Here is a 12761-nt window from a genome sequence, read left to right as displayed (position 1 = left end):
ATTGGTGAAAACATACTTTAAGCAAGAACATCATATATTTCGGGATGCGTTTCGTAAGTTTCTTGAAGTTGAGATAGTTCCATATTATGACCAGTGGGAGAAGGATCGAATTATTCCACGTGAAGTATGGCGTAAGATGGGCGAGCAAGGGTTTCTTTGTTCGTGGCTCGATGAGGAATATGGCGGTTTCAATACGGATTATCCTTATAATGTCGTGATTAGTCAAGAGTTGCTACGTGTAGGGACTAGCCTTTTAGGTTTTAGTCTGCATAATGATATCGTTGTTCCTTATATTAATGCTTTTGGCAATGAAGAACAAAAAAAACGTTGGCTCCCTAAATGTGTTTCAGGTGAAATAATTACCGCAGTTGCAATGACTGAACCAGGAACAGGTTCAGATTTAGCAGCTGTCAAAACAACGGCTGTTCGAGATGGAGATGACTACATTCTCAATGGTGAAAAAACATTTATTACAAATGGTATCCATTCCGATTTGGTAGTCGTTGTCTGTAAAACAGATACAAAAATCGTACCAGCTCATAAAGGAATAAGCCTTCTTGTTGTTGAGCGTGGAATGCCTGGATTCTCAAGAGGTAAACAACTCGATAAGATTGGTCTACATGCACAGGATACTTCGGAATTGATTTTTGAAGATGTGCGTGTCCCTGTTAGTAATCTTTTAGGAGAAGAAGGACAAGGTTTTTATTATTTAATGAGTAAACTTCAAGAAGAGCGACTCAATCTATGCATCGGTTCTGTTGCACAGGCAAAAGTTATGTATGAAATGACTTTGGAGTATGTGAAGAATCGAGAGGCATTTGGTAAGCCGATTGGTAAGTTTCAAAACACTCAATTTAAGATGGCCGAAATGGCAACGGAGATTGAAATAGGTAGTGTGTTTACGGATGATTTGATTGTAAAGCATATGGCAGGAGAAGATATCGTCACACAAGTTTCTATGGGGAAATGGTGGTTGACTGATTTGACGAAACGTGTAGCTAGTGAATGTCTGCAACTACATGGGGGATACGGTTATATGGAAGAGTATGGTATTGCAAGAAGATACCGTGATGTACCTGTCGCTTCGATTTACGCGGGAACGAATGAAATCATGAAAAACATTATCGCTAAAAATATAGGGTTATAAGGAGGAATAGGATTTATGGTAAAAGAGGTTACTAGTAAAGTAGGATATGTGTTTGAGCCATATCAATTTACTGTAGAAAGAGGAAAGATTAAAGAATTTGCTTTAGCTATTGGAGACGATAATCCAATTTATTTGGATAGTAAAGTAGCTAGACAGGTTGGATTTCGAGATGTGCCAATGCCACCTTCTTTTGCGACTGCAATTGATTTGTGGGCGGGAACTGATTTCGACTCTATTACAAAAGTACTCGAAATGAATCCATTAAAAGTTCTGCACGGTGAGCAAGCATATGAATACTATGGTGATATTTGTGCGGGTGATGAAATATTTGCGCAGATGACTGTAACAGGTGCAGAAGTTAAAAAGGGCATGAACTTATTTATGACAGAAACAACTTACAAAAATCAAGATAATGAGAAGGTACTTGTTGCCCATAGTGTTGTAATTGAAAGGCATTAAAGTTAAATTGCTAAAGGAGGAAAAAAGATGATGACATTGCCACAACTGGAAAAACCAGAAATTTCACACATACAGTTAGTTCGATATGCTGGAGCTTCGGGAGATTTCAACCCTATTCACACCGTTGTTCCTATTGGAGAACAGGCAGGACTAGGTGGAGTTATTGCTCATGGAATGCTTGTGATGGGCTTTGCCGGACAAGCACTTACTCAGTGGTTTCCACGAAAAGATTTACGCCAATTTAAAGTGCGATTTACTAAAATGTCCTATCCCGGTGAACAACTAAATGTAAACGGTCACATTACAGAGGAAACAGAAGAGAATGGTGAAAAACGCTTAATCGGTGAACTAATTGTAAAAAATCAAGACGATGAAATAAAATTAACAGGTCAATTTATTGTCGCGAAGAATGATTGAAAAAGAGGACTATATTAGTTGAACTAAAAACTATACAGACCGTTGATGTCTATGTTGAGCGGATGTTTTTTGCATAAAATTCGTCTAGTTATACTCCAATTAATTAGAAGGTAACTAGACGTAGTCGGAAGTATAAAGGCTAATTAGTTTAATTTATTTAGGGAGAAAAGGGAGGAATTATTGATGAGATTAGTAGAGGGGCAAGTAGCAATTATAACAGGTTCAGGTAGAGGCGTGGGACGTGCATTAGCGGAAATGATGGCAGAACAAGGGGCACGTGTCGTAATTTCCGATATGGATAGAGAGCCAGCGGAAGAGGTAGTTCAAGCTATCAAAGATAAAGGCGGAGATGCAATCGCAGTTGTCGGAGATATTACAGCAGTTGATTTTCCAAAAGAAATTATGAGTAAAACGATTGAAGCTTATGGTAAATTGAATATTTTAGTGAACAGTGCGGGCTACACATGGGATAACGTCATTCATAAAATGTCAGACGATCAATTTCAAAAAATGTTAGATATTCATCTCATTGCACCTTTTCGTTTGATTCGTGAAGCAGCCCCGTATTTTCGTGATGCAGCGAAGGCGGAAATGGAGCAAGGGATAGTGAATCACCGTAAAATCGTGAATGTATCTTCCCTTGCAGGTGTTATGGGGAATGCCGGCCAAGCAAACTATGCTTCCGCAAAAGCCGGATTAATTGGGTTAACAAAAACCGTAGCAAAAGAATGGGCAGGTTTTAATATAAATTGTAATGCAGTCGCTTTTGGAGTAATAGACACTCGTTTAACTCAAGCAAAAGAACTTGGAGAAGTTGTCGATGGTGTAGCGGTTGGTATTCCTGAAAAAGTTAGAGAAATGTTTAAACAATCCATCCCTCAAAAACGTGTTGGAACAGCCCAAGAAGCAGCAGAAAGCATCTTCTTCTTAGCATCTCCACTTTCGAATTATATTAATGGGCATGTGATTAATATCAGTGGCGGAATGTATACATAAATACACGATTCCAAGAAGCATGCCGGAGATTTTTAGTGAATAATGGAGTGTCGGATATTAATTATTAATAAAAAAAGGGTATGTAGTATTAAAAGAAGAGCAACAATGTAGCGGTGAAGAAATAATGCACTTTAGCAATGAAAAATTGGCGAAGTTTCAGAAAGTTAAAGAGGTAGAATTCATCAAAGCGTTGCCACGTAATCCTTCTGGTAAAATATTAAAGCGTGAGTTAAGAAAGAGCTAAGTAAATTCTGGTTGTTAAAAAAGCGAATAGAGGGCATTGCTGAAGACGGGGAAACGAAGCTTTCTTTCGTCTCACTTCCTTTTGATGATGTAAAATGATCAATTGTAGATTAATAATTCTAGTTACTCATAATAATTTATCCATAATAAAACACTCCACACGTTCATTGCTTCAAACGTTTGGAGTGTTTTATTTGCGTGTATTTACTTATCGATTAGTCTAATATCCTATAAAATTTGTATAGTGTTTGTGGGATTAATTATTATCGCTCATAATTAATATAGATGCGTTTTCTTTGTAATCATATGTCATATGAATTCTCCAAGAAGCTTTTACTGGAGAGTACCAATGCGCTATTAAATCATATCCGTTATCATCATCAAGCCAATTTGTATCTAAATAGTCAGCCAAGCCTATCTCTTCTTCCATTTCATAGAGAACGTATTCAAATAATAACTCTAACTCTTCTAGAGTGAAAGTAGTTGTACCCAGAAAAGTGATGAATATGCTGCTTAATCCGTATCTATCAAAAGTATAATAAACATCTACTGGAAAACCTCTGTACGAAGTATCTGCATAGAGAAGAGAAGTACTAGTTTCGTTAATCAGTCTAGCAGTTTCGACTGATTTTACTTGGCTCTTAGTCATGCCCATTTTAACATTTCGGAAGAGCTCGGAAGAATAATTCGTATCCGGAATGCTCGGTTTATTGTTAAGAATCGGGATGTTGTTGTATGACGAAGAAATGATTGAATCCCAATCATTTAATTCGGATACAGAAACAGCAAAGTTAATATTTGCAACACTATCTTTTCTTCCTCCTGTAGTAACACCTATTAATCTACCCTGTTGATCAAATAGTCCACCACCAGAACTACCGCTGTCAATAGAAGCAGTTGTTTGAATCATATTAACGCCATTCATTTCCCTGTGTAGAGCGCTAATAATCCCTTCGGAAATCGTATTTGAATAACCAAGTGGGCTTCCAATTGCGACTACTTTTTCACCTTTAGTTAGCTGGTTAAATGGCCTAAATGTAACGCTCTCCATTTGAATGTTCTTAGCTAGCTTAATTAAAGCGAGATCTTTATTCTTGTCCATTCGAACGATTCCTGCAATATCAACAATGTCTCCATTATTAAAACGCACGACCCCGTTTTTCATTTGATCAATAACGTGTTCATTAGTTAGTACAAGGCCTTCACCTATTAAAATACCACTGCCTTGTCCAGTGCTTTGAGCATGTTCTGTATATATCGTTACAATTTTATTGTCGTGCAATTCATTAATTTGGGAAGTTGTAAGAGTTGTAGAGGGAATAGGTCTAAATTCATCATTCAATGCTCTTGAAAGGAAAACGGCAAAATGTGCTCTGCTTAGAGGATCGTTTGGTTTAAAGGTTCCATCGGTGTAGCCTGTGGTAATGTTGTTGTCGGCTAAAATGGAAATATATTCACGGTTTATATTTGTTGAATAAACATCCGAGAAAGAAATTGTTGTATCGCCTTTCAGATTTAATCCGGCAACAATCGCTCTTGCCATTCCTCCTCGAGTACTCGCTTTTTCAGGATTGAAAAATTGTCCTTTTGCGAATAAACCACTTTGAGTAGCAGCTGCAATTTCTTTGTAGTAAAGGTGAGTGGTTGGTACATCACTAAATCCAGGGTTCGAAATGTTTGCGGTATCCAATTGAAGTGTTCGCACCATCATGACGGCAACATGTGCATTTGTAACACTTTTAAGTGGTGCAAAAGTCCTATCATGGTAGCCTTTAATAATCTCCTTATTGACTAAGTAGCCAATTTCATCTTGGTAATGGTGAACATCGGTAAAGTTGCTTGCGGCTTCAGTTTTAGTTAATGGTAAAAAAAGTATAAAAAGTATGGAGAAAAGCATAGTGAATTTCTTTAATTCTCTCATTCTTCCTCATCCCCTTTTAGTTGGTGAGTATATTGTATCACACTGAGTAGTAATATATAACCAATTATGTAAATCTTAAGAATCCATAATAGTTATGTCTCTGCCAGTTTTTTGGTAAATACAAAAAACTGACTGGCTTTTATTTTTATCGACGTACATGGGGTGTATATCGCCGTATCGTGTGCCTATATCGGCAACTTACTAGTGTTTATCGCCACATACACGAACTATATCGGCGAATCACTACTTAAGTCCTGCATCAACCACAAAAAAACGACTTCGATATTCCATCGAAGTCGTCCAAAATTATCAGGCTTATTTATCAATCAAACCGATTTCCTGTAAAAACTCTCTCGCAACAACTTCGACCATCATGCCGTCGTTATCGACTTTACCGTTCATGATTTGCATCGCTTCTTCATCAATCATACCCTCGAGTTGCTTAAGGATCTCTTCTAATTCAGGATATTCCTGGAGAGTCTCTTTTCGAACAAGTGGAAGCGCATGATACGGCGGGAAGTAAGACTTATCGTCTTCTAACACTCGTAAATCATAGACTTGAAGCTGCCCATCTGTCGTGTATGAGTTAATAACATCTACTTCATTTGCACTAATCGAGCGATACATCATTCCATGGTCCATTCCTTTTACAGTTTTAAATGAAAGACCATATTCCTCTTGAAAACCAGGTAAACCATCCGGTCGGTCAATAAATTCAAACACAGCACCTAACGTAAAATCTTGTGAATATGCAGCGAAGTCACTGAATGTGACAATGTTGTTTTCTTCAGCAATCGACTCATCAAGTGCGAGTGTATACGTATTGTTAAAGCCGAACGTGTTAAATGCGACAAGACCGTCACCATCAACAAGTTCCTTGGTCATTTTCAACGTTTCTTCGGCTGTACCAGGTTCTTCATGGTAATACGTAACAACGATTGTTCCCGTATAATCTGGAATGACATCGATATGGCCGTTTGTAATCGCGTTCCATACTACCGATGATCCACCCAAGTTTTCTTTATACAAAACTTCGATTTCCGACTTGTCTTCAATTAATTGCCCCATAACATGCGACAAAATAATACTTTCAGTGTTGTTCCTGGACCCGAGACGAAGTGAATCTTTCTCTATGAAAATACACCCCGAAAGAACACTCGCAAGTAGAATCGTTACGAAACTTAAAATTAATTTCTTTTTCATTATTTTTTCAACCCTTCCGGCGTTGTCCAACGTTCAACGGCACTAAAGAACGTTTCAAGGACGAGCGCAAGAAGTGCGGCTGGAATGGCTCCAAGTAAAATAAGTCCATCGATTCCGCGCGTAATACCTAAGAAAATAAAGTCCCCTAGTCCACCAGCACCAATAAAGGCAGCAAGTGTAGCATTACCAACGTTAATAACTGCAGCTGTTCGAATACCAGCCATAATTACTGGGATTGCGAGTGGTAGTTCAACTTTCACTAGAATTTGCATGCTTGTCATACCCATACCACGTGCAGCTTCAATCGTAGCCGGATCAACATCTTTAATTCCTGTATACGTATTTCGCATAATTGGAAGTAACGAATAAAGAAATAGTGCAGCAATAGCTGTCTTTACACCAATTCCGAAAATTGGAATCATAAATCCGAGTAGAGCTAAACTTGGTACTGTTTGAAGAATACCTGTTCCACCTAAAACAATTGTTTTCAGTTGAGGTACACGTGTTACGACAATTCCAAGAGTAACCGCAAGAACTGTTGCAATGATCATCGAGAAAAATACGAGCTGTATATGGATGGAAGTTGCACTTAGCACTTCTCCCCAGCGTAATTGAGTTTGTTCAACGAGTTGTTGCCATATATTCATGTTATTCAACTAAATCATCCTCCGTTTCTGTCCACTGGCTGGACATGGCGGAAAGTAAGGAACCGCGAGTAACGAGACCTAATATTCTATGGTCTTTATCAACAACTGGAATCATTCCGTATGCTGAAGAGTCAATCATAATAATTGCATCTTTTGCTGAAGCTGAATCAAGTAAAACAGCATCCGAAGTAGTCATAATTTCGTCAATCGTTTTAATCTTATCTAATTTTTTAATTAAATCGTAAGCAGACACGATACCGAGTAGTTTGTTATCTTCATCGGCGATGACAAGATTCGTAATTTTTCGTTGTCGAATGAGAGCGAGGGCTCTTTCCGGAGAACGATTCGGAAGTGAAGTAACGATGGATTCCGACATGATTTCAGTAACGGGCATGAGTTCAGGATTTTGAATGATTCTGTGTTTACCCATAAACTCTTCAACAAATCCGTGTGCAGGCTCGTGAAGTAATTTCTCAGGAGTGTCTAATTGCAGCAACTCTCCATCTTTCATGATGGCAATACGATCGCCCATTTTTAGCGCTTCGTCCATATCATGTGTTACAAAAACTATTGTCTTTTTCAGTTTCTTATGCAATGAAAGCAATTCACCTTGCAGCTGCTCCCGTGAAATTGGGTCAAGCGCACTGAAGGGTTCATCCATTAAAATAATATCAGGATTAGATGCTAAAGCTCTCGCAATACCGATACGTTGTTGTTGACCACCTGAAAGTTCTTTTGGGTAACGAGTTGCGTAAATTTCAGGATCTAAACCAACTAATTCAAGAAGTTCTTTTACACGTGCTTGAATAACGTCCTGTTTCCAACCTTTTAGTTGAGGAACGATAGCAATATTTTTTTCAATCGTATAATGGGGGAAAAGGCCGATTTGTTGAATGACATAACCAATGCTTCTTCTAAGTTCGGCTTGGTTGTAGGATTTGATATCCTTGCCGTTGATGGAGATTGTTCCGCTTGTGTGGGGGATAATGCGGTTGATCATTTTCATTGTGGTAGACTTACCAGAACCACTGGGCCCAATAAGGACAAGTAATTCACCTGCTTCAATTTCAAAGTTGACGGACTTTACTGCTTTAAATCCACCGTCGTACACTTTTGATACATTTTCAAACTTTAACATAAGTACCTCCTATAATATTTAAAAACATATTATTTCCGAATGAACCACTAATTTTGCAGTTAATACAAATAAAAGGGAGTAATCAAAGTGTTCGGATTAATGTCTTACTTCCTCAGTATAACATAAAAATATATATTTCGCACCACGAAATGTATGGTAGAGGGATTCCTGTAAATAAATAACTGTGTTTTCCCCCGCTAATCTCTTGTTTTAAAGTATTTTCAATGGACTAGATAAATAAATACACATATACTATTTGTAATAGAAAGCACGAGGGGTGATATCTTTGGACACGAAGGAATTTAGGGATTGTATGGGACGTTTTGCAACGGGTGTAACAGTTGTAACTTGTGAAACGGATCAAGGAACGCACGGCTTCACTGCAAATTCATTTACATCCGTATCACTTGATCCACCACTCGTCCTCGTTTCAGTAGATCGAACAACGAAGGCAGTCGATTTTTTAAAAGACAATACGTTCACTGTAAATATTCTTAAAGAAAACCAACAAGATACAGCAATGCACTTTGCAGGTCGGATATTTGATAAGCCACCTTTTACATTCGAAAAAGGGAAGTACGGAGACCGCATACAAGACGCACTAGCGTATGTAGACTGCGAACCTTGGGCGACATATGACGGCGGCGACCACGTAATCTATGTGGGGAAAGTTACATCTATGGAATTTGACGACGGAAATCCGCTTGCTTATTACAAAGGTAAGTTCTCAAGCGTAGCGCCTATTTGGAATCGATCGTGGTAACTGAACAGAGGGATGTCTCATTCGTGAGGCATTCTTTTTTTGTATGTGGGAAACAACAGGATTGTGTTTTATCGACGCATTTGGAGTGTATATCGGCACATATCGGGCTTATATCGACGCAATCACACCACATATCGGCGAATCATTACTTAAGTCCCGTCTGAAACAACGTCAATGTCACACACTGGCATTGCGTTTCCACAAAAAATACGGAGTTCTGGTAAATAATGTTTCTATGGGGAATCCTTTTTGTGCGGGAAACGACCGGATTGTAATATATCGACGGTTTTTGGAGTGGGAAAATAGAAGTTGCATAAATTTCCCAATACTTCTATACTAATAAATGACAACTAAATACTAACTATTTTGGTTCTTTGCCTTCGGGTAAAAGATTAATAAGGAATCAGGTGAAAATCCTGAACGGTCCGGCCACTGTAATTGGGAAGTGACTTCTACACAGCCACTGGTTGAAAAACTGGGAAGGCAGAAGAAACGATTCAACCCATAAGTCAGGAGACTTGCCAAGATATCCATGCATTATACCTTCCAGGAAAAAGGTAGCATCGTGTATCTTTCAATCTATTCGTCTATTTATTGAGCATACATCTGCCCTTATCTCTTTTTTCTGGAGGTGAGGGCTTTTTGGTTTCTATACAAGGGATGGGGGGTGTTGTGACTAATAGGAAGATTGTTAGGTGCAGGTTTGTAAAACAAATTTGAGGAGGTAAAAAATGAGTATTCTTAAAAAGTGGTTGAATATAGCAATGATTTTCATCTTATCATTCTCGCTATTATCACCAGCTGCAATTGCAGAAGTACGGGAGTTCGAATCGAACGAATTGGACAATAGTTCCACGACTATTATTGATGAAGAAAATGAAGAAGGGTCGGATATAGACACCGATATAGATACCGGGATAGATACAGAAATGCCCGACTCAAGTACAACGGATGATAGTGCAAAAATCGAGATTATGGCACTAGATGAGGCTGAACCAGCCGGCTACGTGACGATTTCTGTTGAAAAATTTACCCTAGGACAAGGATACATAAAAGAGCCTGTTCAAGTACCTTTTAATAAGGGAGATAAAGTTGCTCAAGTTTTGGTTGACTTTTTAGGGGATGAGAATTATAGCAACACTGGAACTATAGACGACAGCTTCTATTTAGCATCTGTTTATGATCCAAATCCCGGAGAAGTGAAAATTCCACAATACATTCTTGATAAATCTGGCCAAATTGATGGGCGAACGAAATCTGATTGGTTAGGTCAATATGATTACACGAATATGTCTGGTTGGATGGTAGCGGTCAATAATGAGTTTATCCCTGTAGGTGCCTCCCAGGTGTTTCCAGAAGATGGCGACGTCATTAGATGGCAGTTTACAGTACATGGCCTTGGAAGTGATTTAGGCGGAGGTAGTGGTGAAGATAGTTATATTAATCCAGCCAACAAAGATGCACTAACAGAAAAAGTTGCAGAGATTAATAGTGCCCCAAACAAAAACGAAATTTTAGCAAATGCAAATGTACAGTCTGCTTATAATGCGGCATACGCACAGCTTATAAATATGGAAAGCAGCCAAGCAGGTGTCGATGCAGCACTTGAAAAATTAACCGATGTATTAGATGGAAAAGAAGAAATAGAAGAAGTTGATAAAACAGCATTACAAACAGCGATTGAGGAAGCTAAGCAAAACAAAGACTTAGTAAAAGTAAGTGTAGACGGAAAAGATATAGACACTACTGAAAATTGGGTAACACAAGCCGAATTAGACGCGTATGTAAATATCATTCTATCTGCTCAGGATCTAATTGCAGATGAAACAGCAATTCAAGAAAATATTGATGCGAAAGTTTTAGCGTTAAATCAAGCCACGGAAGCATTTAATCAGGCAAAAAGTGCTGGATTAAAAACAGGATCATCTGTTGAAAGTGAAGTAAAGTTTACCGTTGCACCTAAGGCAGTTAGCCTTAAGCTCTACGATGCTAACCAACAAGAAATCAGTATCGGAGATGGTGTTGAAGGGCCGTATAGAGTTTATTCAACAACTCTACAAGTTGGGAACTACCGATATGAAGGTTTTGATAGCAACGATAACAGTGTCGGTGGCGGGCAACTAACAGTTACTGCCGAAGAAAATCAAGAATTTCAATTCCGCCAACTTAATTTTAAAGCAAGTAATGCAGGTTGGACTGTAAACAATGATTACACTGTCAAAGTGGGACAGAATTCGCCAGACGATACGTCATTACAGTTTGGTGAAGTAACTGCACAAGGTCAAATTCCTGTCTTGGCACTTACGGGGAAGACATATTTCTATACATTTGAACCTGATGCAAAACACACTGAATTTATTGCGTTAAGTAATGTTATTACAATACCAATTGCATCATCAGCCCAAGCAATAAATGTGGCAATTCCATTCTCAGGAAATGTAACATTCACAATTCCACAGGAAGCTGAATTGTTTGTGGGGCAAAAAGTTAAACACTTCATCGCGTTTGGGGAAATCCAACCTGAAAGTGAAGCAATAATCAATACTGATGGTACAAAAACATATGCATTCAAGCTTTCGAACAACGGGACCTATAATTACCGTGTGAACCAAGAAGGAAAGCTGACAAATACAGGTACTTTCGCAGCGAATGCACAAAATGCAAAAATGGAAATTACGAAAGAGCAGCTAGATATTTTACCACCGACGGCTATTTTAAATAAAGGTACGTATCTCGAAGGCAACCTATATTTAAATATTAATGAACAAAATCATTTGAAGTTAAATCAAGGTGACGATTTTAAATTACTTCCTCTACGTAGTTGGCAAGCTTTAATTGAAGGCATTAGTAACTACTTCTTTGAGCCTGATTTTCATTATGAAATTATTACAGGTGATGATGTAGTGGGAATTGAACCTGGAAAACCAGGAAGCTATGCGACAGTAAAGGCCTTAAAAGATGGGACAGCGATTGTAAAAGTTACTTATGATGCGCTGAAAGTAAACGGTTCAACATACATTAAGGATGCGGATGATGCATTTAGTGCAATTTGGCCAGAAAATGTCGGTCTATTTGTTGTAACAGTTGGCCAAGGTGAAACAGGCATTTCAACAGGCATCGAAAGTAATCAAGAGCGCAACCAAAAAGCAAATGAAGGTAAAACAGGCAATGCGATTATGAACCTTCAAAACGGTATTTTTGATGCAGATATTGATAGTGTTTATTACGTTAAAGATGAGCCAGGTGCTTATTTCACATTTACACCTACTAAAGGTAGCACGGTCAGTGTGCTTAGCCCAGAAATAAATCACGGTTTAGACACGGCTTCTTATGGAACAGCGACGTTTTCAACGGATGGAGTAACATCAAATCAAGATGGTTCTTTTACAGCTTTGTTAACCGAAGGGCGCAATATTGTTAAAGTAGCAAAGGATGGCAAAGCTGAATACCATGTGATGACAGCTCGTCCACTTGACGTAAGAATTGAAAATCTTACAAACCCTAGTCAAGAAATTGTAGCAGGAGATCAGGTAAAAGTAACTTTTAAAGGGCTTTCTTTCCCAGCTAACAAACTTTCAGGTATTTATAATTTTCAAGGGCAGTTAAGGTTCTTTGCTGGTCCTGAACAAACCTTGTTGTCAGGTGATGCAAGACAGTACAATATGGCAACACAGGCGAATAGTATTACATTTACAATTCCGTCCGAACATAGTGGGAAATATAGTTTGCAAGATGGTCATATTCGTGTGGGCTCACACTCGGGTGTGCTTATACTGGTAGAACGTTTGATATAAAGGGTGATACAAGCCTGCCTTAACATTTACATT

At 38.5% G+C, this 12761-nt stretch carries 11 protein-coding genes and 1 riboswitch; of the genes, 7 read left to right on the top strand and 4 right to left on the bottom strand.

Features of this window, described 5'->3' with window-relative positions:
• Positions 1-4: 4 nt before the first annotated feature.
• From ACXYMX_RS11250 to ACXYMX_RS11230, 5 genes are all read left to right on the top strand, one after another.
• Positions 5-1147: an acyl-CoA dehydrogenase family protein gene (locus ACXYMX_RS11250; RefSeq protein ID WP_459044371.1), complete on the top strand. Its 1143-nt coding sequence runs from the start codon at positions 5-7 to the stop codon at positions 1145-1147.
• A gap of 15 nt (positions 1148-1162) precedes the next feature.
• Positions 1163-1606, top strand: coding sequence for an FAS1-like dehydratase domain-containing protein (locus ACXYMX_RS11245; protein WP_459044330.1), 444 nt, complete (start codon positions 1163-1165; stop codon positions 1604-1606).
• Positions 1607-1633: 27 nt separating this feature from the next.
• Positions 1634-2023, top strand: coding sequence for a MaoC/PaaZ C-terminal domain-containing protein (locus ACXYMX_RS11240; protein ID WP_459044329.1), 390 nt, complete (start codon positions 1634-1636; stop codon positions 2021-2023).
• Between the two features lie 183 nt (positions 2024-2206).
• The gene (locus tag ACXYMX_RS11235; protein WP_459044328.1) at positions 2207-3019 is read left to right on the top strand and encodes an SDR family NAD(P)-dependent oxidoreductase; all 813 of its coding nucleotides are present in this window, start codon (positions 2207-2209) and stop codon (positions 3017-3019) included.
• A gap of 67 nt (positions 3020-3086) precedes the next feature.
• Positions 3087-3263 carry an AMP-binding enzyme gene (locus tag ACXYMX_RS11230; protein WP_459044370.1) on the top strand — a complete coding sequence of 59 codons (177 nt, stop codon included), beginning with the start codon at positions 3087-3089 and terminating at the stop codon, positions 3261-3263.
• A gap of 255 nt (positions 3264-3518) precedes the next feature.
• Here the strand turns inward: ACXYMX_RS11230 and ACXYMX_RS11225 are convergent, their stop codons facing one another.
• The 4 genes from ACXYMX_RS11225 to ACXYMX_RS11210 all read right to left on the bottom strand — a co-directional run bounded on the left by ACXYMX_RS11225 (position 3519) and on the right by ACXYMX_RS11210 (position 8171).
• Positions 3519-5183 (bottom strand): trypsin-like peptidase domain-containing protein, encoded by a 1665-nt coding sequence (locus ACXYMX_RS11225; RefSeq protein ID WP_459044327.1) that lies wholly within the window; start codon positions 5181-5183, stop codon positions 3519-3521.
• A 315-nt stretch (positions 5184-5498) separates the two neighbouring features.
• Complete coding sequence (locus ACXYMX_RS11220; protein ID WP_459044326.1) at positions 5499-6386, bottom strand: glycine betaine ABC transporter substrate-binding protein; 888 nt, start codon at positions 6384-6386, stop codon at positions 5499-5501.
• Positions 6386-7033, bottom strand: a complete 648-nt coding sequence (locus tag ACXYMX_RS11215; protein WP_459044369.1) for an ABC transporter permease — start codon at positions 7031-7033, stop codon at positions 6386-6388. The genes ACXYMX_RS11220 and ACXYMX_RS11215 overlap by 1 nt, the downstream gene beginning before the upstream one ends.
• A gap of 1 nt (position 7034) precedes the next feature.
• Positions 7035-8171 carry a betaine/proline/choline family ABC transporter ATP-binding protein gene (locus ACXYMX_RS11210; RefSeq protein ID WP_459044325.1) on the bottom strand — a complete coding sequence of 379 codons (1137 nt, stop codon included), beginning with the start codon at positions 8169-8171 and terminating at the stop codon, positions 7035-7037.
• A gap of 286 nt (positions 8172-8457) precedes the next feature.
• Between ACXYMX_RS11210 and ACXYMX_RS11205 the strand changes: the two genes are divergently transcribed.
• Together ACXYMX_RS11205 and ACXYMX_RS11200 are read left to right on the top strand one after the other, a co-directional pair.
• Positions 8458-8934, top strand: a complete 477-nt coding sequence (locus ACXYMX_RS11205) for a flavin reductase family protein (RefSeq protein ID WP_459044324.1) — start codon at positions 8458-8460, stop codon at positions 8932-8934.
• A 350-nt stretch (positions 8935-9284) separates the two neighbouring features.
• A riboswitch (cobalamin riboswitch) is annotated at positions 9285-9474 on the top strand.
• A 191-nt stretch (positions 9475-9665) separates the two neighbouring features.
• Positions 9666-12728: a DUF4430 domain-containing protein gene (locus ACXYMX_RS11200; protein WP_459044323.1), complete on the top strand. Its 3063-nt coding sequence runs from the start codon at positions 9666-9668 to the stop codon at positions 12726-12728.
• Positions 12729-12761 lie beyond the last annotated feature (33 nt).

Source organism: Sporosarcina sp. CAU 1771, from assembly GCF_054482775.1.
The sequence above is the reverse complement of the archived record's forward strand: the minus strand, read 5'-3'. Positions and strand labels throughout refer to the sequence as shown.